This is a genomic window from Corynebacterium glyciniphilum AJ 3170 (assembly GCF_007673095.1).
Classification (GTDB): Bacteria; Actinomycetota; Actinomycetes; order Mycobacteriales; family Mycobacteriaceae; genus Corynebacterium.
In genome coordinates, this window is record NZ_VDYZ01000003.1 from 38,681 (window position 1) to 58,538 (window position 19,858).

At 65.9% G+C, this 19,858-nt stretch carries 16 protein-coding genes; 8 read left to right on the forward strand and 8 right to left on the reverse strand.

Features of this window, described 5'->3' with window-relative positions:
- Positions 1–297: 297 nt before the first annotated feature.
- From FS507_RS18050 to ilvD, 3 genes are all read left to right on the forward strand, one after another.
- Complete coding sequence (locus FS507_RS18050) at positions 298–2,121, forward strand: mechanosensitive ion channel domain-containing protein (RefSeq protein ID WP_222121386.1); 1,824 nt, start codon at positions 298–300, stop codon at positions 2,119–2,121.
- An 85-nt stretch (positions 2,122–2,206) separates the two neighbouring features.
- Positions 2,207–2,797, forward strand: a complete 591-nt coding sequence (locus FS507_RS03760) for a PH domain-containing protein (RefSeq protein WP_145941487.1) — start codon at positions 2,207–2,209, stop codon at positions 2,795–2,797.
- Positions 2,798–2,903: 106 nt separating this feature from the next.
- Complete coding sequence (ilvD, locus tag FS507_RS03765; RefSeq protein WP_145941488.1) at positions 2,904–4,751, forward strand: dihydroxy-acid dehydratase; 1,848 nt, start codon at positions 2,904–2,906, stop codon at positions 4,749–4,751.
- Between the two features lie 64 nt (positions 4,752–4,815).
- Here ilvD and FS507_RS03770 read toward each other — a convergent pair whose 3' ends face one another.
- The gene (locus tag FS507_RS03770) at positions 4,816–5,562 is read right to left on the reverse strand and encodes an SDR family oxidoreductase (protein WP_145941489.1); all 747 of its coding nucleotides are present in this window, start codon (positions 5,560–5,562) and stop codon (positions 4,816–4,818) included.
- 31 nt (positions 5,563–5,593) lie between these two features.
- Between FS507_RS03770 and FS507_RS03775 the strand changes: the two genes are divergently transcribed.
- A complete protein-coding gene (locus FS507_RS03775) occupies positions 5,594–7,966 on the forward strand; it encodes an ATP-binding cassette domain-containing protein (protein ID WP_145941490.1) in 2,373 nt (790 codons plus the stop codon).
- Between the two features lie 6 nt (positions 7,967–7,972).
- Here FS507_RS03775 and tctA read toward each other — a convergent pair whose 3' ends face one another.
- The 4 genes from tctA to FS507_RS03795 all read right to left on the reverse strand — a co-directional run bounded on the left by tctA (position 7,973) and on the right by FS507_RS03795 (position 12,204).
- Positions 7,973–9,502, reverse strand: coding sequence for a tripartite tricarboxylate transporter permease TctA (gene tctA, locus FS507_RS03780; RefSeq protein WP_145941491.1), 1,530 nt, complete (start codon positions 9,500–9,502; stop codon positions 7,973–7,975).
- Position 9,503: 1 nt separating this feature from the next.
- On the reverse strand, positions 9,504–10,022 hold the full coding sequence (locus FS507_RS03785; protein WP_145941635.1) for a tripartite tricarboxylate transporter TctB family protein: 519 nt from the start codon (positions 10,020–10,022) through the stop codon (positions 9,504–9,506).
- Positions 10,023–10,051: 29 nt separating this feature from the next.
- Entirely contained in the window at positions 10,052–11,083 is a 1,032-nt protein-coding gene (locus FS507_RS03790; protein ID WP_145941492.1) for a tripartite tricarboxylate transporter substrate binding protein, read from the reverse strand.
- A 263-nt stretch (positions 11,084–11,346) separates the two neighbouring features.
- Positions 11,347–12,204 (reverse strand): TetR/AcrR family transcriptional regulator, encoded by an 858-nt coding sequence (locus tag FS507_RS03795; protein WP_145941493.1) that lies wholly within the window; start codon positions 12,202–12,204, stop codon positions 11,347–11,349.
- 68 nt (positions 12,205–12,272) lie between these two features.
- On the opposite strand from FS507_RS03795, the gene FS507_RS03800 reads away from it, so the two are divergent.
- Positions 12,273–13,265: an ATP-binding cassette domain-containing protein gene (locus FS507_RS03800; protein ID WP_145941494.1), complete on the forward strand. Its 993-nt coding sequence runs from the start codon at positions 12,273–12,275 to the stop codon at positions 13,263–13,265.
- Positions 13,262–14,044 carry an ABC transporter permease gene (locus tag FS507_RS03805; RefSeq protein ID WP_145941495.1) on the forward strand — a complete coding sequence of 261 codons (783 nt, stop codon included), beginning with the start codon at positions 13,262–13,264 and terminating at the stop codon, positions 14,042–14,044. The genes FS507_RS03800 and FS507_RS03805 overlap by 4 nt, the downstream gene beginning before the upstream one ends.
- Here FS507_RS03805 and FS507_RS03810 read toward each other — a convergent pair.
- Positions 14,034–14,918: an ArgP/LysG family DNA-binding transcriptional regulator gene (locus FS507_RS03810; protein WP_145941496.1), complete on the reverse strand. Its 885-nt coding sequence runs from the start codon at positions 14,916–14,918 to the stop codon at positions 14,034–14,036. The two genes, FS507_RS03805 and FS507_RS03810, sit on opposite strands and share 11 nt — an antisense overlap.
- Positions 14,919–14,988: 70 nt before the next feature.
- On the opposite strand from FS507_RS03810, the gene FS507_RS03815 reads away from it, so the two are divergent.
- Positions 14,989–15,756: a LysE/ArgO family amino acid transporter gene (locus tag FS507_RS03815; protein ID WP_260853151.1), complete on the forward strand. Its 768-nt coding sequence runs from the start codon at positions 14,989–14,991 to the stop codon at positions 15,754–15,756.
- A gap of 4 nt (positions 15,757–15,760) precedes the next feature.
- On the opposite strand, the gene FS507_RS03820 is transcribed toward FS507_RS03815, so the two are convergent.
- Positions 15,761–17,107 (reverse strand): DoxX family protein, encoded by a 1,347-nt coding sequence (locus FS507_RS03820; RefSeq protein WP_145941498.1) that lies wholly within the window; start codon positions 17,105–17,107, stop codon positions 15,761–15,763.
- 202 nt (positions 17,108–17,309) lie between these two features.
- On the opposite strand from FS507_RS03820, the gene FS507_RS03825 reads away from it, so the two are divergent.
- Positions 17,310–18,380: a glutathione S-transferase family protein gene (locus tag FS507_RS03825; protein WP_145941499.1), complete on the forward strand. Its 1,071-nt coding sequence runs from the start codon at positions 17,310–17,312 to the stop codon at positions 18,378–18,380.
- On the opposite strand, the gene pntB is transcribed toward FS507_RS03825, so the two are convergent.
- Positions 18,377–19,858, reverse strand: a complete 1,482-nt coding sequence (pntB, locus tag FS507_RS03830) for a Re/Si-specific NAD(P)(+) transhydrogenase subunit beta (protein WP_145941500.1) — start codon at positions 19,856–19,858, stop codon at positions 18,377–18,379. The genes FS507_RS03825 and pntB overlap by 4 nt on opposite strands.

A 19,858-nucleotide genomic window follows, 5' to 3' on the forward strand; every position in this document is an offset into this window, starting at 1 on the left:
TCCGCCGTAGAACCGACTGTGCCCCCGCTACCCGGGGTACGGGGCGGGGGCGCCAGATTGTTCCGCGAAGTGACCGCAGGGGCTCTAGCGCCCGGCGGATACAAGAATCAGGAACGTCGTCATAACCACTGACCATAGTGGAGTCCGGACCCCCGGTCAATGAAAAATGAGAAATTTTCCCACCCGCTGATACCCCCAATCTCACTTGGTGGGCCCACGGCGCGTGCCCCGACGCCACAGCGCACCACGGCCACGGTTTCCAGCGAACACCAAGATTCACCGACTAGCGTGTGTTCCATGTTCGACGTCAGATACCTCTTGTTCTCCCTCTGGGACTGGATCATCCAGCACGGCCTCCCCTTGTCGGCACTGCTGATCATCGCGATTCTGATTCCACGGATCGGTCGCCAGGTCGTCCGTGTGCTCACCAACCGCCTCGAGCAGGGACAAGAAGAGACCAAGTCGAAACTCGCGCTTGTCGGCGCCCTGGTCTACATGCTGGAGATCGTCGCCTATTTCGTTCTGATCCTGGTGGCACTGACGAATCTCGGCGTCCCGGCCATGGGCGCCGCCGTCCCCGCCACCGTGGTCTCCGCCGCAATCGGTTTCGGCGCGCAGAACATCATCGGTGACTTCCTCAGCGGCTTCTTCATCATCTCCGAACGCCACTACGGCGTCGGGGATGTCGTCACGTTCGATGACACTTCAGGACAGATCACCGGCACGGTGGTGAAACTGACTCTGCGCTCCACACAGATCCGCACCGTCGCCGGTGAGCTCGTCACTGTGCCCAACAGTAAAGCCAGCGTGACCATCAACTACTCCCAGAAGTGGTCCCGCGCCGTCGTCGACCTGGATGTCCCCATGGTCGACGGCGAGTCCATGGCGGACCTGCTGACGAAGGTCGAGGACGCAGCCTCCACGGCCGTGGAGTCCGCCGGCGTTGACGCCAGTATCCTCGGCGAGATCGAAATCCAGCCTGCACGCAACATCACTCCGCCGGCTGCCGCCGGGCAGCCGTGGTCGGTGGGCATGCGAATCGGCGTCGACACCGGTCCGGCCGACCAGTGGCTCGTCGAACGTGCGATCCGTGCGAACCTCGTGAACACCTTCTGGGACCGCTACCAGTCCCCGGGTGAGGGAATCGCAACGCGGGCAGAACTCAATGAGGCCCTTTCCGACAACCCGGCGGACGTCGGCCGGCACTCCGGGGTCTCCCGCGGTCCCTCGGCCCGTCAGACCGGTACCTCCGACGACTCGGGCTCCGGAGACAGGAATGACGACACAGAGCGGGTCATCGCTGCGGCCACCGCAGGAAGCGACCATATGTCGGTCGACGACGACTCCACCGAAGTCATCGGCAAGGAAGGGACGGAAGGGTCGGAAGATAAGGAGGGTGCAACTTCTGTACCCGACCCGGACGACCCTGCCACCGAGGTACTCCCGTCGTCCGAGGCTGAGCCCGCCACCGGCTCAGATGACAGGAAGAAGTCGCAGGCGGACGACAAGACGGACCTCGCCGACCTGGTCGACGGACCGTACGAGTCCAAGACGAAGAACGTGCTGAGCTTCGGCGGGCGGTTCCGCCCCTCGACGGCGGGGCTGTTCATCGCCCTCGTCATCGTCGGACTGCTCGCGCTGTTCTCCAGTAACCCGGACGACGCCGACCAGCCCGGGATCCTGTCTCCTGACCGGTGGCGTAATGCGGGTACCGAGGTGGAATCGACGGAGACTCCTGCTCCTTCGGAGAGTGACGCGAACACCACACCGGACGACACCGCGGACAGCGTCCCCCAGGACGACCCCACCGACAACCAGGATTCCGGCCAGACCGGCGACTCCAACACGGGAACGTCCCCGGAGGACAACCAAGGGACCGGGTCGGCCGGCAACACCGGTTCTCAGGGCGGTTCCGGCGACAACTCCACGGACACCGGCAGCAACTCCGGAAACACCGGGAACTCCGGAAACACCGGCAATTCGGGAAACGCCGGTAACTCAGGGTCCGGGGAGTCCGGCACCGACAGCACGAACGGCACGGACGGTTCCACCCAGAACCAGGGCCAGGGGGCCAACCAGCAGAACAGTACAGACGGCGGCAGCCAGACGACTGCTCCCTGACATTCCCCGGCACACGGACATCGCCCGGACCATGGGGTCCGGGCGATGTCTGTGTCCGAGCCCCGGACTGATTAAATGGACAACCATGAGTTCCGTGGAGTCACCCGAACTGCCCTACCAGGTCCGGACGGACCAGGCACACCTGATCGCCGGCGTCCTCATGGTGGCGATGTCCGTCGTCGGCATCGCCTACGCGCCGAAGGTCTTCTTCTGGCTCCCCCTGCTGCCGATTCTGTTCATCATCGGCGTCCTCCGCACCCGCACAGAATTCACCGAACGTGGGATCACAGCACGTTACCTCCTTCGCCCGTCAAAGTCATTGGCGTGGGACCGCTTCGAAGCGTTACGATTCACCCGTGGAGGCAAGGCGCTCGCCGTCAGCACGAACGAGACGACCTTCCCGCTCCCTGGTGTGAGCTTCAACTCGCTGGTGACCCTGGCGGAAGTGACCGGAGGCAGGATCCCCGACCCGGTGACCCCGAGTCTCTCCGCCATCGACGAGAAAGTCCGGGTCGTCGAGCGCGACAGCGGTCAGGCCGTCCTCATGGACGAGGAGGAGTACGGCGAGTACGAGGCCGCGCGACGGGCCAGCCACATGGCACGTGAAGAACTCGAACGGCGCCGCGCCGCGGAAGCCGACCCGGACGAGACCCCCTCCCCGTCCGGCGACAGCTGACGACTGTCCCCCGGACACCAGTTCCCCACACCTGCACTATCCACCGACGTGACTGCCCACGGGCCGGGCAGCTGCACGAGGCCCGACGAGAGGACGCTTTTCCACCATGAACGAGATCTCATACCGGTCATCAGTGACCACCCAGGGACGCAACGCCGCCGGCGCACGGTCCCTGTGGCGAGCCACGGGCATGAAGGACAGTGACTTCGACAAGCCGATCATCGCGATCGCGAACTCCTACACCCAGTTCGTCCCCGGCCACGTCCATCTCAAGAACGTCGGCGACATCGTCGCTGAGGCCGTCCAGGAGGCCGGGGGCGTCGCCCGCGAGTTCAACACCATCGCCGTCGACGATGGCATCGCCATGGGCCACTCCGGCATGCTGTACTCGCTGCCGAGCCGTGAGATCATCTCCGACTCCGTGGAGTACATGGTCAACGCCCACCAGGCGGACGCCATCGTGTGCATCTCCAACTGTGACAAGATCACCCCCGGCATGCTCAATGCGGCCATGCGACTGAACATCCCGGTCGTCTTCGTCTCCGGTGGCCCCATGGAAGCCGGCAAGGCCGTGGTCGTCGACGGGGTGGCACATGCCCCCACTGACCTGATCACCTCGATCTCCGCGTCCGCCAGCGAGCAGGTCTCCCGGCAGGGCCTGATGACCGTCGAACAGGCAGCCTGCCCGACCTGCGGTTCCTGCTCCGGCATGTTCACCGCCAACTCGATGAACTGCCTGACCGAGGCCCTCGGCCTCTCCCTCCCCGGCAACGGCTCCACGCTGGCCACCCACGCCGCCCGCCGTAGTCTGTTCAGTGACGCCGGTCGCGTCATCGTCGACCTGTGCCGCCGGTACTACGGCGAAGGTGACACCTCCGTGCTGCCCCGCAACATCGCCACCAAGGAGGCCTTCCAGAACGCCATGGCCCTCGACATGGCCATGGGTGGCTCGACGAACACCGTGCTGCACATCCTCGCCGCCGCCCAGGAAGGCGGAATCGACTTCGACCTGCAGGACATCGACGAGCTGTCCAAGTCCGTCCCCTGCCTGTCGAAGGTCGCACCGAACTCCGACTACCACATGGAGGACGTCCACCGCGCCGGTGGCATCCCCCGTATCCTCGGTGAGCTGTGGCGCGGCGGCAAGCTCAACGAAGGCGTGCACACCGTCCACTCCCCCGGTCTCGCCGAATGGCTCGAGGACTGGGATGTCAGCGCCGCCTCACCGCGGCAGGAGGCCGTGGACCTCTACCACGCCGCACCAGGTGGCGTGCGTACCACCGAGCCGTTCTCCACCGAGAACGTCTGGGACGAGCTCGACCTCGACGCCGAGAACGGCTGCATCCACGATGTCGACCACTCCTTCACCTCGGACGGCGGCCTGGTCATCCTGCGCGGGAACCTCTCCCCCGACGGAGCCGTGATCAAGTCCGCCGGTATCGATGAATCTCTCTGGCATTTCTCCGGCCCCGCGCTGGTCGTGGAGTCCCAGGAGGAGGCCGTCGACGTGATCCTCAAGAAGAAGGTCACCCCGGGCGACGTCATCGTGGTCCGGTACGAGGGTCCGTCGGGTGGGCCGGGTATGCAGGAGATGCTGCATCCGACCGCCTTCCTGAAGGGCTCAGGACTGGGTAAGAAGTGTGCCCTGATCACCGACGGACGTTTCTCCGGTGGTTCGTCGGGCATCTCCGTCGGCCACATCTCCCCCGAAGCCGCCGGCGGTGGACTGATCGGGCTGGTCGAGAACGGTGACACGGTGACGATCGACGTGCACAACCGCCAGCTGACTCTGGACGTGCCGGAGGAGGAGATCGCCCGGCGGCGCGCCGCGATGGACGCGTCGGAGAACCCGTGGAAGCCGGCGTCCCGCCAGCGCAAGGTCACCAAGGCGTTGCGCGCCTACGCGAAGATGGCCACCAGCGCCGACAAGGGCGCAGTGCGCGAGGTCGACTGAGCCGCCGCAGACGCCGTAGACGCAGTAGACGCCGCGGCCCTTGTGTCTCAGATCGTCCCCGGGGTTACAGCGTGCCCGGGTATGCTCCCCCGTCGATCAGCACGTTCTGTCCGGTGATGTACCCCGCCTGAGCGGAGCAGAGGAAAGCACAGGTCGCGCCGAATTCCGCGGGATCGCCGAAGCGCCCCGCCGGAATTCCGTCGGTCGAGGGCGCAGCTCCGTCCCCGGTCTGAGCCAACCGTGCTGTCGCGAACCGTCCCGGAAGCAGGTTGTTCACGGTCACATTCGCCGAGGCCAGTTGCGGCTGCCGCGCGACGCCGGCGACGAAGCCGGTCAATCCGCTGCGGGCCCCGTTGGAGAGTCCGAGTTGCGCGATCGGCGCTTTCACCGCACCGGAGGTGATGTTCACCACCCGGCCGAACCCACGTTCGGCCATGCTGTCCACCGTGGCCTTGATCAGCTCGACCGGGGTCAGCATGTTCTGCTTCAGTGCAGCGAGCCAGTCGTCCTGGTCCCAGTCCCGGAAATCGCCGCGCGGCGGCCCACCGGCGTTGGTGACGAGGATGTCCACCTGCGGGGCCGCGTCCAGCAACGATGCGCGCACAGACGGGTCGCTGATGTCCCCGGCGATGTCATGCACCATGACCCCGTGGGAACGCAACCGGTCAGCTGCCTCAGCCAGCGGCCCGGCCCGGCGCGCGTTCACGACGAGGTTGACTCCTTCTGCCGCCAACGCATCTGCACATCCGAATCCCAGCCCCTGGCTGGAGGCCCCGATAACGGCCCATTTTCCATGTATCCCGAAGTCCATGTCCCCACGCTACCGCCTAGAATGGGCGGCCATGACCGACACGAGCTCTGATATCCGCGTCCACGACGCCGACCTGCGCAATCTTCGGCATGTCGATGTCAGTCTGCCCCGCGGTCAGCTTGTCGCTGTCACGGGCGTCTCCGGTTCAGGGAAGTCGTCACTGGCGTTCGGTACGATCCACGGTGAGGCACAGCGACGGTACCTGGAGTCGGTGGCCCCGTTCGCACGGCGCCTGATTGCCGGCGCGGTTGATCCGCGGGTGGGCAGGATTGACGGCCTTCCCCCGACGGTGGCCCTGGAGCAGTCACGGTCCGGTGGTGGTGCGCGGTCGACCGTGGGAACTTTCTCCACCGTGTCGAACTCGGTACGGCTGTTGTTTTCCCGGGCCGGGACGTATCCGGCAGAGGTACGGGAGCGCGTGGGGCGGCTCGATTCAGACCGCTTCTCGCCGAACACGGCGTCGGGCATGTGCCCGACATGCCAGGGCACCGGGACGGTCCACGCGCCGACGGAGGAGTCGATGGTGCCGGACCCGGCCTTGTCGATTGACGACGGGGCGATCGCCGCCTGGCCCGGGGCCTGGTTGGGGAAGAACTTCCATGACATTCTCGTCACGCTGGGTTACCGGACGGACGTACCGTGGTCGGAGTTGCCCCGTGAGGACAGGGACTGGATCCTTTTCACGCCGGACAAGCCGGTGGTGACGGTCCATCCGGTCCGCGGTGCGGACCAGATTCAGCGGACCTACGACGGAACGTGGAGGTCGGTGTCGACCTATCTCCGGGAGACGTTGGCGTCGTCATCGTCGGACTCGACACGGCGCCGGGTTCTGTCGTTCATGGATCATTCGGTATGTCCGACCTGTGGTGGTCGTCGTCTGACCGCGGACGCGTTGTCCGTGACCTATCTGGGTATGGCGGTCGACGAGCTCAATACGGTCCCGTTGGAGGATCTGGTCGCGCTGTTCGACGGGGTCACGTCTCCTTCAGAGGCCGAGCGTCTCCTGCTGGAACAGGTGGTCCCCACGATCCGGGCGGCCGTGGAACTGGGACTGGGTCATCTGAGTCTGGACCGGCCCGCCTCGACCCTGTCCGGCGGTGAGTTGCAGCGGCTGCGTCTGGCCTCGCAACTTCATTCCGGGTTGTTCGGTGTGGTGTACGTCCTGGATGAACCTTCTGCGGGGCTGCATCCCACGGAACGGGTCGCCGTCAGTGAACTGATGGGGCGGTTCCTGGCGGCCGGTAACAGCGTGATCCTCGTCGAACACGACATGTCACTGGTGGCCGGTGCCGACTGGGTCGTCGATATCGGTCCCGGCGCCGGGGAGAACGGCGGCGAGGTACTGTGGTCCGGCCCGGTTGACGGCCTCTCCGGCCAGGACACCCCCACCGGTCGTGCCCTTGCCGCACCTGCCCCGCCGCTGAAGGGGTCCGGAGAGTTCCCGGTCCGGCCGGCGTCGTCGTCGCTGCCGGTGCGCACGACCGAGCGCACCCTGGACATCGACATCTCTCTGGGACTCGGCCAGTTCACGGCGGTGACCGGGGTCTCAGGTTCCGGCAAGTCGACGCTGGTGTCGAATGCGCTACCGGAGGTGCTGGCCGACGCAGGGATCCGTACGGTCCATATCACGCAACAACCCATCGGCCGGACGACCCGGTCCTCCTTGGCGACCTACACGGGGTTGTTCGACCATGTCAGGCGACTTTTCGCTGCGACGGACGATGCCCGGGAACGGGGCTGGACGGTCTCGCGGTTCTCCTACAACGTCACCGAGGGTCGGTGCCCGACCTGCAACGGCGAAGGGACGATCGAGGTCGAGCTCGTCTTCCTCCCGGGCAGTTACACCATCTGCCCTGACTGTCAGGGGTCCCGGTACAACGACGAGACGCTGGAGGTGTCCTGGCACGGATTCACCATCGCCGATGTCCTCGATCTCACGGTGGCCGATGCACTGGACGTCTTCGCCGGTGAGCCCGCGGTCCACACCGCTCTTCAGGCACTGGAGGCGGTGGGGCTGTCCTACCTGCGTCTTGGACAGGGTGCCCCGGAGCTTTCCGGCGGGGAGGCCCAGCGCATCAAACTGGCCACCGAACTTCAACGCAGCCGTCGTGTGCGCCGTGGTACACCCACTGTCCATCTGCTCGATGAGCCCACGACGGGGCTGCATCCAGCTGATGTCGATCTGCTGGTCAAGGAGCTCAACCGGCTGGTCGACGCCGGCGATTCCGTGGTGGTGGTCGAACATGACCTGCGCGTCGTGGCCCAGGCGGACCGCGTCGTTGATCTGGGCCCTGGCGCCGGTGTCGACGGAGGCCGGATCATCGCCGACGGATCACCTGCGTCGATCGCGGCGAGCGGGACGGCGACAGGGGCTGCCCTGGCGTCGGTGACTGTGAGTGTCTAGGCGTCCCTAGGCGTCTGCTTCGGCAGCCTTCAGACGTCGCTGGCGGGTCCGGCTGATGACGGCACCGCGGATCGCCACCAGCAGGACCAGCGCCAACACACCGTAGATGGTCCAGGTGATGGGGCTGGAGACAAGGACCGTGAAGTCGCCCGAGGAGGACAGCAGGGCGTCTCTGATTGACGTCTCGGCCAGCGGTCCGAGGACCATGCCGATAATCAGTGGCGCCAGCGGGTAGCCGTAACGGCGCATCAGGAAGCCGATCACCGAAATACCCAGCAGGAGCAGGAGGTCGAACACCCGGCCCGAGGTGGCGTAGACGCCGAGTCCACAGAACAGGGCGATTCCCGCGTAGAGATAGGGCTGCGGGATAAGCAGGAGTTTGGCCCAGAGTTGGGCGAAAGGCAGGTTGATGATCAGCAGCACCACCATTGCGATGAAGAAGCTCGCCAGCAGTGCCCAGACCAGATCCGGGTTGCGGTCGAAGAGCAGCGGGCCAGGCTGCAGACCGTATTGACGGAAGGCCGCGAGCAGGATGGCCGCCGTGGCGGAGACCGGCAGGCCGAGGGCCAGCAGGGCGCCCATCGCCATACCTGTCGTCGAGTTCCCGGCGGCCTCCGGCGCGGCGAGTCCTCGGATGGCGCCCTTACCGAACTTCGGTGTCTTCCGACGGGTGTCCAGGCGTCGTTCCACGGAGTAGGCGAGGAATGTCGGTACCTCGGAGCCGCCTACCGGGATCATGCCGAAGGGCATACCGATCGCGGTGCCCCGCAGCCAGGCGGGCAACGCCTCGCGGAACTCGGCGAGTTTGAGCCACGGCCGTCCTGCGGACCGTGTCTTGAGGTCCTGGTTCTCACGTCGTGCGCGGGAGGCGATGAAGAAGACCTCTCCGAGGGCGAGGATCGCCACCGTGACGGTGACAATCGAGATCCCGTCGAACAGCTGGGGCACTCCGAGGGTGAACCGTTCCGTGCCGGTCACCGAATCGATGCCTATCGTCGAGATCCCCAGGCCGATGACGAGAGCGGACAGGCCCTTGGGGACCGAGTCGGAGACCACGGACGAGGTGGCGACGAAGGCGAACAGCGCCAGCGCGAAGTACTCAGCCGGTCCGAAGTACGTGGACAACTCGGCGAGCAGCGGGGCGAAGAAGACGACCACGACCGAGGCGACGAATCCACCGATGAAAGCGCCGATGGCTGCCGTCGCCAGCGCCTGTGGGGCGCGACCGGACAATGCCATCTTGTGTCCCTCGAACGTCGAGGCGATGGCGGAGGCCTGCCCCGGGGTGTTCATCAGGATCGCCATCGTGGAGTCGCCGAAGAGCCCGCCGAAGTACACGCCGGCGAAGAAGATGAAGGCCGCCGTCGGGTCAAGGGCGAAAGTCATCGGCAGAAGCAGTGCCACCGCCATCGAGGAGCCGAGTCCCGGCATGACGCCCACAGCGGTGCCGAGGAGACAGCCGAGGAGCACCCACATGAGGTTGACCGGTGTGAGGGCTCCTGCGAAGCCCTCCATCAGAAGACTGAGCGAATCCATGTCAGAACCCCCCGCCGATGATGCCGGAAGGAAGACTGAGACCGAGTGCCACGTCGAAGGCGAGATAGGCCACCGACCCCATGAATAGCGACACCAGGATGTCGAACAGGGGTCGGCGTGAGCCGAATCCCCGGGCCACACACCAGAACAGCAGTCCGGAGGCGAGGATCCAGCCGAGCCACGGCAGCAGGACCGCGAAGGCGAGGAACCCCAGGACGGTCCACCCGAGGGCGGAGAAGTCCGAGTGGAACCGCGTGGTCTGTTCGGCCGCCCCCTCCACGGGCTCGGGGCGGCGGATGATCCCCACGGCAATCACCGCGGCGAGGACGAGACCGATGACACCGATCAGAGTCGGGAAGAACCCCGGTCCCGGGAAATCCGCGTCCGGGCCGTCCATGGTCATCGAACCGACGATGAGAAAGAGGCTGAACCCGGCGATCACGACGGGCATGATCAGTCCGGACCTGCCGGCCCAGACTGTGCCCGCGCCGACCGGCGTGGTGGCCCGCGGTTCTGACATGTCGCTTGTGGTACTTGCGGTACTTGCGGTCATTGTCCCATCTCCTCGAACAGGGTGGTGATCCGGTCCGTCTCGTCCTGGATGTACTGGTCGAGCTCCTCGCCCTGCATCGGTGCCTCGCGCCAGAAGTTGCGTTCCACGGTGGCACGCCACTCCGGGGTCTCCACGGCTTCGGCGACGAGCTCCCGGAGTTCCTCGATGTCCTCGCGCGTGGCGGAGGGAGGGGCGAAGAGGGCCCTCCAGTTGGTGATGGTCACGTCGATGCCCTGTTCGGTCAGCGTGGGGATCGCCTCGATCTCCGGGGTCCCGGAGAGGCGGTCCTCGGCCACGACGCCGAGGACCCGTAATCTGCCGGACTCGACCTGGGGGTAGATGTCGGCGAAGCCGCCGGCCGTCACGTCGGCCGTTCCGTTGAGCAGTGCCTGAATAGCCTCGCCTCCGCCGTCGGAGGGGATGTACGTGGTCTCGGACGCGGGGACACCGAGTTCCAGAGCGATGTCGGTCATGACGAGTTGATCGAAGGAACCACCCCCGGTCCAGGCCAGGGAACGCGGGTCCTGCGTCCATGCCTCACTGACGTCGGCCATCGATTCGAGGGGAGAGTCGGCGGGAACCGCGATGATGTCGTACTCCTCGAGGACCTTGGCCACCGGGGTGACGTCCTGGATCTTCGACGGGGTACCGAATTGAACCTGCGCCGTGATGTGGCCGGACCCACCGACCATGAGGTTGTTGGCCTCCGGCTGCTGGGCGAGAACGCCCACGCCGATGGTGCCGCCGGCACCGGGCACATTGACGACCTGGACGTTGTTGACGATCCCGTTGGTTCTCAGGGTCTGCTGCAGCTCGCGCTGGAATGTGTCCCAGCCGCCACCGGCAGCCGCCGGCGCGATGAGTGAGAGGTTGCTCCGGACATCCGTGCCGCCCGAGGCTGACCGGATCGAGAAGAAGGATGCGGCACCGATGACGACGACGGCGACGACGGTGAAGACAGCGGTGCCGACCATGCGGAAGCGCGACTTCGCCGGGCCGGGGGGATCTGTGGCCTTGGGTTGGCTCATGGGAGCTCCTTGACGAGCCCCGGAGAAAGTGGCCGGGACGCGTGGCTCGAATGACTGTGACACCGGACGCTGCCGGAGACCGGCGCGGTGTACACCGCCGCAGGGGCGGTAGAACGGCGGGGTCACGGAAGGCCGAGCCTTGAACGCGTTCAATCATTGCAGGAAAGTGTTCACCGAGCAAAACCGCATGGTCTGGGGGTGCGTACGCATCATCTGTCCTTTCCGAGAAGCGGATCGCGCCGAAGGATCAGCCCTTCCAGAAGTCAGATACCGTCAGTACCGGGGGCTCCGGAGGCGCCACCGAGACGCGTCCTGACCCCGTCAAGAATCACCTCGAGCCCGTATTCGTAGACTGCAGCCGGATCGGTGATGGCCTGGTACTTCTCCCCCACCGCCGTGCCCACACGTCCCGATACGGGGAACTCATCGCCCTGCATGACCTGGGAGAGGACGGGCTCGTTGACCTGCCACCATTCCGCGTCACTGTGCCCGGACATCCGGGCGAGCTCGCGCGCGTTGACACTGGCAGCGGCACTGGCGACAGCATGGGACTCAACCAGGGCGACGGTGTGGTCCATCGAGACGTCGTCGAGCCCACACCCGTCCAGGGCCGAGAGCTGCCATTCATAGCGTCGGGAGATATTCGGACCGATCAGGGGCCGGTGCCGTTGGGCGGCGAGCAGCCACGGGTGCCGGTGGATCTCATCCCAGGCGAGCCTGGAGATCACCCGGAGCCGGTCACCGACAACCTCCGGATCGGTTGCCACCCCACTGAAGGACGGTAGGTCGACGCGTCCCATCACCTGGTCGATCATCAGACCGAGAAGCTCGTCACGGCCCGGAATGTAGGTGTACAGACTCGCGGCGGATGTGTGGAGTTTCTCCGCGATCCTGCGCATCGAGAGTCCCTCGACCCCGATGGTGTCGGCGTCCTCGATAGCGGTGTCGACGACCTCATCGACGGACCATTTCTTCCGGGGACCACGAGCCCCGGTCTCTTCACCCACCTGGTGCCGCCAGACAAGCCGCAGCATGCGGTCGGGGTCCAGGGCCCCACCTCCCGTGGACAGTGCCGGTGACGGTGGGGATGGCGGGGTCGCGCGTCTGGCGTCAGATTCCATGTTGACAGCTTACTCCGAACGGCGTACGTTAAACCTCCCTCGCTAATTCCGTACACCGTTAGGAGTTTATGGTGATTTCCGACTCCCCTCCCGCCATCCACGCAGAATCCCTGGTGAAGGCCTATGGCACGCACCGTGCCCTCGACAATTTCAACCTCACTGTTCCAACTGGCAGCATCCACGGACTGCTCGGACCGAACGGAGCAGGTAAGACCACCGCCGTCGGGGTGCTCACCACGCTGACCTCACTCGACCAGGGTATTGCCCGCATCGCCGGCACCGATGTACGTGACGGCAACGCCGTACGTGCCCGTATCGGCCTGGTCGGCCAGTACGCCGCAGTGGACGAGATCCTGGGCGGCCACCAGAACCTCGTGATGTTCGCCCGGCTCCTGGGTTTCCGCCGTGCCGACGCCCGCCGCCGTGCCGACGAACTCCTGGAGCAGTTCTCCCTGACAGACGCTGCGGACCGACCGGTGTCCGGCTACTCCGGAGGAATGCGACGCCGGCTCGACATCGCCGTGTCCCTCATCCGTCACCCTGACGTCCTCTTCCTCGACGAGCCCACCACCGGGCTCGACCCCCGAGGTCGTATCGACGTCTGGGACGCCGTCCTCCGGGCCGCCGACGCGGGCACGACCGTCCTGCTGACCACCCAGTACCTGGAGGAGGCCGACCGGCTCGCCGACCGGATCTCGATCATGTCATCCGGTCGGGTGATCGCCGAGGGCGCACCGGACGAGCTCAAGGCGAATCGCGGCGGTGACCGTGTGGACCTCACGTTCACCTCCCAGGTGTCCAGCGCCGATGTTGAATGTGCACTGGCGCCGGGTGAGCTGTCGTTCACGCCGGATCCGGACAAGCTTCTCGTCAGCCTGGCGGCACCGGACGGTGCCGCCGACATGGTCGACATCATCCGCCGACTCGACGCCGCGAACCTGACACCGACTGACATCGCATTGCGCCGTCCCACGCTCGACGAAGTCTTCCTCTCCGTCACAGAGTCAACAGAATCACCAGAGTCTTCAGAGTCTTCAGATTCCACCGAGGAGAACCGATGAACAGCATCACCAACGGTCTGACCCTCACGGCCAGGGAGCTTCTCCACTGGCGCCGCCAACCTCTCACGCCCGTGTTCACGATCATGTTCACCGTCATGCTCCTGCTGATGTTCTCCCTGCTCTTCGGCGGTTCCATCAGCCTGCCCGGCGGTGGAGACTACATCCACTTCCTCCTGCCCGGCATGATGGCCCTCTCGATGATGTTCGGAGTCGAGGCCACGACCACCGCCATGTCCAATGACGCGAAGAAAGGCATCACCGACCGCTTCCGGTCGCTTCCCATCGGTGACGCCTCAGTCGCCTTCGGCCGCGTCGGAGCCGACATGGTCACGTCGTCGGTGGAGCTCATCGTCCTCATCGTCGGCGGGCTCCTGTTGGGCTGGCGAGTTACAGGAAGCGCCGCCGAGGCTGTTCTCGCCGTCGCACTCCTGCTCTGGTTCCGGTTCGCCGTACTGTGGATCGGAATCTACCTGGGGCTCACCCTCGGCAGGAATGAAGGCGCCGCGACGATGGTCCAGGTGCTGGTCTGGCCCGTCGGTTTCCTGTCCACCGCCTTCGTCTCCCCCGAGTACATGCCCGCATGGTTGGAACCGGTCGCCACCTGGAACCCGGTGTCAGCCACCGCAACTGCCGCCCGCGAGCTCTTCGGCAACCCCACCGGTTTCACCGGGGGCACGCTGGCGGACCACGCAGTGCTGGCCGCTGTCCTGTGGCCGCTGGCCCTCGTGGCGGTCTTCCTTCCGCTGTCCGCCCGGGCCTACCGGAGGCTCAGGCGCTGAGCCCCACGGCCGCCGCCGCATGCACCGCGTCAGTGAGTACACCGAGGGTGTCGGATTCCAGGCGCCAATGCTGCCAATACAACGGGACCTCGATGACGTCCTCGGCCAGGCGCACCATCGTCCCCGCGTCCACGTACGGCTGTGCTGACGCGACCGGCACCAACGTCCACCCCAGGCCCGCGACCACTGCGTCGTTGAGCCCCTCGAAACTCGGAATCCGGGAGACCCGGCGGCCGGGGCGCGGTGTCACACCGCGCGGCTCCAGCACCCCGTCGGTCATCCGGTCGTGCGGCCCGATGACCAGCAGGGGCAGCGAAGCCCAGGCGTCCTCACCGCGGACAGTCCTGGCAGCCTCGAGTTCGTCGGCCAGGTCCGGAGCCCCGACCGGCCAGTAGTGCAGGCTCCCGAGCTCCTCGACGACGCACCCCGCGACCGGCTCCGCTTCTGCGGTGACCACCCCCATACAGTCTCCCCGCCGGAGCATCGCCAGGGAGTGTTGTTCGTCCTCCAGATTCAACTCCAGAGACATACCGCCCACCTCTGCAACGTGCCGGAGCACAGGGCGGAACCACGTACCCAGCGAATCCGCGTTGACTCCGACGCTGACCGGCCTCTCACCGATACGTCCCCGTAACCTGTCATCTGTCTCTGATTCCAGCAGCCGCATCCGTCGGGCGGTCTGAACCAGCACCTCACCGGCATCCGTGACACCCACCGGCGACGTCCGCCGCACGACGACCCGTCCGACGTCCGCCTCGAGCGCCTTGATGCGCTGACTCACCGCGGACGGGCTCACCCCGAGGCGGTCCGCTGCAGCCTCGAAACTCCCTTCATCGACGACGAGCAGCAAGGTATCCATGTGACGTGGCATCATGAAGCACATCTTAAGCATCTCAAGCAGAGCTTGCTTGTCTTCACAACATGAGGTTCCTAGGCTCTGGCCCGTGCTGAACGAAAACTTCCTCCCGGTCCTCCACGTCGCTCTCGCCGGCCTGGTGTTCCAGCTGTCCGTGATCGCGGCAGTCGGCCCACAGAACGTCGTCCTGCTGAAACAGGGGGTCAAACGCTGGGGAGTGGGGCTGGTCGTCGCCATCTTCGTCCTCGGTGACCTGATCCTGCTACCACTGGGTACCGCGGGAGTCAGTGTCGTCACCGACAGACTCCCGGTTCTCCTGGAGATCCTGCGCTGGGGAGGCGTGGCCTACCTGCTCTGGTTCGCCGTCACCTGTCTGCGGGACGTCCGCCACCCCACCGGAATCGACAGTGGCGCCCCGGACCAGGCAGCCGAATCCGTCTCACCAGACCCCGTAGTGTCGTCCGGGGTGCCCACACCCACCGCCGACTACCCCCACGGAGGAGGCCAGGTGGCGACCGTCGCCCGTGTAATCCCCCGCCCCGACACTCCCCTCCGCGCACGCCGGACAGGCGCCCTCGCGGCACTTCCCACCGCACTGGCCGTGACCTTCCTGAACCCCGCGGCCTACGTCGACGGCATCGTCGTGTTCGGAACGATGGCCAACCAGTACGACGACACGGGAAAATGGGTGTTCACCGTCGGCGCGGTCCTCGGTTCCACCCTGTTCTTCCTCGTGGTGGGGTACGGAGCCCGCCTCCTCAGTCGCCCGTTGTCCAGCCCACGGGTGTGGCGGTGGATCAACCTGGGAATCGGCCTGCTGATGATCGGCATGGCAGCCCGTCTCGCCCTGGGATGACCGGTCAGAACGGGTTTCCACCTCCGACGGCCAGCCACGCCCCCGCAGCACCCGCCAGTCCGATGACCGCGAAGACCCAGGCGGAGGCCAATGGCCGGGTGGCCCAGCCCCGGGAAGCGTCGGCCGCGTACCGCCCCGGCCCGGTGAAGGTCAGGACGAGACCAGCGAGGCCGAGAAGCGCCCAGAACTGCACCTGGGGACTGAGGGTGTACGGCCAGTACCCCGAATCCCAGATCGACAGGTTGTGCAACGCAAGGAATCCAGCGACCACCACGGTCAGGGCACTTCCCACCGGGGTGAGGAGACCGAAGACCAGAAGGCCTCCAGCCACGATCTGCGCAACCGGCACCGCGACTGCCAGGATGTCGGCGAAGTTGTAGGCCGCCAGTGTCTGTTCAAAGGCACTGATGCCCGGGTCACCGCCGAAGGCGAAGAGTGTCTGCAGTCCGCGTACCACGAGCAGCGCCCCGACCACGACACGCAGGATGAACAGGCCGAAATCAAGGGTGCCCCTCCTCGGATCGGCGTCCACGTCCCCGGCCCGGGACGCCGGACTCCCTGCGGCATATGACGACTCAGGATCGTCGGGAGAGACGACGGTGCGGTCGTCTGCCATAGGCCCGGTGGCCGTCTGGTTCGTTGCTGCTGCCCCGGTTCCTGTCGCGCCTGCGGCGAAAACCGAGGTCTCCGGGGCGTCCTGTCCGGTTCCCGGTTCTCCCACGAACGCCGATGAGCCGTCGGTGTAGGCCGGGTCGGCCACGCCGGAGGCACCTGCTGAACTACCGAACGCACGGGTCTCGTGCTGGTCCTCGTTATCAGGGACGCCATACGCAGGATCGGCGGCTGCGGCGCCGAAGACCTCGGTACGGTCACCGTCCGAGGCCGTCGGGGTGGGCGTCGGAGTGGGCGCCGGCTCGGCGGTACGCGGTTCGATACGCTGCGGCCGGGCTCTGCCCGACATCGCGTAAATGTCCCGCTTCGGCTTCGCTTCCCCCGCATCCGAGGGATCTGCGCTGTCGGTGCGCTCCGTGGCATCCGTGACGGCCGTGGACTCCGGAGCATCTGGGGTCTCCGGCGTCTCCTCAACCTCCGGAGGCTCCGGGGCGTTCCGATCCCGCGTGTCGTCGGCCACCGGCACGTCCGGGGTCTCCCGGGACGTTCCCCGAGACGAACCACTGTCCGCCCCCGGCACTGAGAGGGGTCGCGTCGCGTCCGGGACGTCGATCCCGTCCACTGAGTCAATGGCGTCGAACAGATCGTCGTCACTGTGGTCTACGCGTCCGGCAGGGGCGGTCGAGTCCTCGCTGCGTGGCTTCCCCGACTTCTCCGGATTACGGTCAAACAATCCCATGGTCTTCCACCTTCTGCGCCGCCGGCGTGGTGACCTCTGGCGCCAGATCTCGTGCTGGTCCGTGTGCTCGTTTCCGCATGGATACGTGCGTCAAGCCTAGGCTAGAACCCGGGCGCGACCGCGTAGGACGACACGGTATGTCGCACCCGCACGACAGAACGCAGGACAGAGCGCAGGACACAGCGGACACAAGGAGGACACCATGGGCTACGTCGCCAGCGGGGACGAAGGCTTCAACAGGGACATGAACTACATCGACGACCGCGTCGTCGCCGATCCGGCCGGGTTCGACCCGGCCTCCACCTCCTCGGGACAGGGACAGCCCTGGCCAGTCGAGGCCGGCCGGTACCGGCTGGTCGCAGCCCGGGCCTGTCCGTGGGCTCACCGGGCGGTCATCGTCCGTCGTCTCCTGGGGCTCGACGGGGCGGACGCTCCGGAAGATCCTGCACCACTGTCGCTCGGACTGGCCGGCCCCACCCACGACTGGAAGTCCTGGACATTCGACCTCGACCCGGATTCCGTCGACCCGGTGCTCGGGGTGGGACGACTGCGTGACTGCTATCTTCACCGTTACGCCGACTACCCCAAAGGCATCACGGTCCCCGCCCTCGTGGACATCGAGTCAAAGGCGGTGGTCACCAACGACTTCCGGACACTGGTCCAGGACTTCGTCACCGAGTGGACACCCCTGCACCGGGTCGGAGCACCCGACCTCTACCCCACCGACCTCAGGCCGGAGATCGACGATATCGCCGACCGGGTCTTCCGGACCGTCAACAACGGCGTCTACAAGTGCGGGTTCGCCGGTTCGCAGGCCGCCTACGAAAAGGCGTTCTCGGAGCTGTTCACGACGCTCGACATGCTCGAGGACCGGCTCGCGGAGAACCGCTACCTGGTGGGCCAGCACATCACGCTGGCGGACATCTACCTCTTCGTTACCCTGGTCCGGTTCGACATGGTCTACCACGGTCACTTCAAGTGCAACCGCTACACGATCTCCAGCAGGCCGAACCTCTGGGGCTACCTGCGGGATCTGTTCCAGACCCCTGGCTTCGGAGACACCACGAACTTCGGCCAGATCAAGGACCACTACTACATCGTCCACACAGACGTGAACCCCACCGGGGTCGTGGCGGTGGGGCCGGACCCGGCGGGGTTCCTGACTGCTCACGGCAGAGAGCGGCTCGGCGGGTCCCCCTTCGGCGGGGGCACCGCACCGTCCGCACCACGTCCCGACGACATCCGGGCCGGCGACGGCGTCGAGGAAAACTAGAGAGCCGCGGTGATCGCTTCCACCGACTGCTTGGCGTCTCCGAGCAGCATGTCGGTGTTCTCGTTGAAGAACAGCGGATTCTGCACACCTGCATAACCCGAGCCCATCGAACGCTTGAAGACGATGACCTTGTCAGCGTCCCACACCTTGAGCACCGGCATACCGGCGATCGGAGAACCCGGCTCCTCGGCAATCGGGTTGACGGTGTCATTGGCACCGATGACCAGTACCACGTCCACCTCACCGAAGTCATCGTTGACCTCGTCGAGTTCCAGGACGATGTCGTAGGGCACCTTGGCTTCGGCCAGCAGGACATTCATGTGACCAGGCAGACGACCCGCAACAGGGTGAATACCGAAGGTGACGTCGACCCCCTGCTCACGCAGCTTGGCCACCAGCGAGGCCACCGGGTACTGCGCCTGCGCCACCGCCATGCCGTAGCCCGGGGTGATCATGACCGACTTCGCACCCTTGAGCAGCTCCGCGGTGTCCTCAGCGGAAACCTCGGTGTGCTCACCGTAGTCACGGTCGTCGCCGGCAGAGGAGTCAGCACCGAACCCACCCAGGATCACGGAGATGAACGAGCGGTTCATCGCCTTGCACATCACATACGACAGGTAGGCACCGGAAGAACCGACCAAGGACCCGGTGATGATCAGCAGCGGGTTGGCCAGCATGAATCCGGCGGCCGCAGCAGCCCAACCCGAGTAGGAGTTCAGCATCGAGACCACCACGGGCATGTCACCGCCGCCGATGGCCGCCACCAGATGGATACCCAGTGCCAGGGCGAGCACCAGCATGACGCCCAGAATCGTCCAGGACAGCGCCGGGTTGTCGGTGCCGGCGGCGATGAACACACCCATGCCGACCAGAGAGACCACAATAACCAGCACGTTGAGCATGTTGCGTCCCGGCAGCATCAGCGGCGACCCGCTGATCTTCCCGGACAGCTTCAGGTACGCCACGATCGAGCCGGTCAGGGTCACCGCACCGATGAAGATACCGAGGTAGATCTCACCCAGGTTGAAACCGGCGACATCCTCGTCGGACCCGGCCTTCTGGATGAACGAGTTGACGCCGATGAGCACGGCGGCCAGTCCCACGAAGCTGTGGAGCATCGCGATGAGTTCGGGCATGCCGGTCATCTCGACCTTGCGGGCCCGCGGAATGCCGATGGCCGCACCGATGAGCATCGCCACGGCGATGAGCAGCAGCGTGACCCACGGGCTGTTGTAGTTCTCGGTGTCGTCGGCAGAGGCCACGACAGCCTTGACGATGGTGGCGATCAGGGCGATCGCCATACCCGCGATACCGAACCGGTTACCGCGGGACGCGGTCTGCTGCTTGGCCAGCCCGGCCAGCGCCAGGATGAACAGCAGGGCAGCGACGATGTAGGCCAGGTTGGTGACCTTGTCCGTCCACTCCAGGACAGACGCACTCGGACCGTTGGCAAGAATCAGCTGGTTGGTCACGTTCAT

Excerpts from the sequence above, each read along its gene's own strand:
- FS507_RS18050 (WP_222121386.1), top strand. The coding sequence starts at position 298 with ATGTTCGACGTCAGATACCTCTTGTTCTCCCTCTGGGACTGGATCATC.
- FS507_RS03760 (WP_145941487.1), top strand. The coding sequence starts at position 2,207 with ATGAGTTCCGTGGAGTCACCCGAACTGCCCTACCAGGTCCGGACGGAC.
- ilvD (WP_145941488.1), top strand. The coding sequence starts at position 2,904 with ATGAACGAGATCTCATACCGGTCATCAGTGACCACCCAGGGACGCAAC.
- FS507_RS03770 (WP_145941489.1), bottom strand. The coding sequence starts at position 5,562 with ATGGACTTCGGGATACATGGAAAATGGGCCGTTATCGGGGCCTCCAGC.
- FS507_RS03775 (WP_145941490.1), top strand. The coding sequence starts at position 5,594 with ATGACCGACACGAGCTCTGATATCCGCGTCCACGACGCCGACCTGCGC.
- tctA (WP_145941491.1), bottom strand. The coding sequence starts at position 9,502 with ATGGATTCGCTCAGTCTTCTGATGGAGGGCTTCGCAGGAGCCCTCACA.
- FS507_RS03785 (WP_145941635.1), bottom strand. The coding sequence starts at position 10,022 with ATGTCAGAACCGCGGGCCACCACGCCGGTCGGCGCGGGCACAGTCTGG.
- FS507_RS03790 (WP_145941492.1), bottom strand. The coding sequence starts at position 11,083 with ATGAGCCAACCCAAGGCCACAGATCCCCCCGGCCCGGCGAAGTCGCGC.
- FS507_RS03795 (WP_145941493.1), bottom strand. The coding sequence starts at position 12,204 with ATGGAATCTGACGCCAGACGCGCGACCCCGCCATCCCCACCGTCACCG.
- FS507_RS03800 (WP_145941494.1), top strand. The coding sequence starts at position 12,273 with ATGGTGATTTCCGACTCCCCTCCCGCCATCCACGCAGAATCCCTGGTG.
- FS507_RS03805 (WP_145941495.1), top strand. The coding sequence starts at position 13,262 with ATGAACAGCATCACCAACGGTCTGACCCTCACGGCCAGGGAGCTTCTC.
- FS507_RS03810 (WP_145941496.1), bottom strand. The coding sequence starts at position 14,918 with ATGATGCCACGTCACATGGATACCTTGCTGCTCGTCGTCGATGAAGGG.
- FS507_RS03820 (WP_145941498.1), bottom strand. The coding sequence starts at position 17,107 with ATGGGATTGTTTGACCGTAATCCGGAGAAGTCGGGGAAGCCACGCAGC.
- FS507_RS03825 (WP_145941499.1), top strand. The coding sequence starts at position 17,310 with ATGGGCTACGTCGCCAGCGGGGACGAAGGCTTCAACAGGGACATGAAC.
- pntB (WP_145941500.1), bottom strand. The coding sequence starts at position 19,858 with ATGAACGTGACCAACCAGCTGATTCTTGCCAACGGTCCGAGTGCGTCT.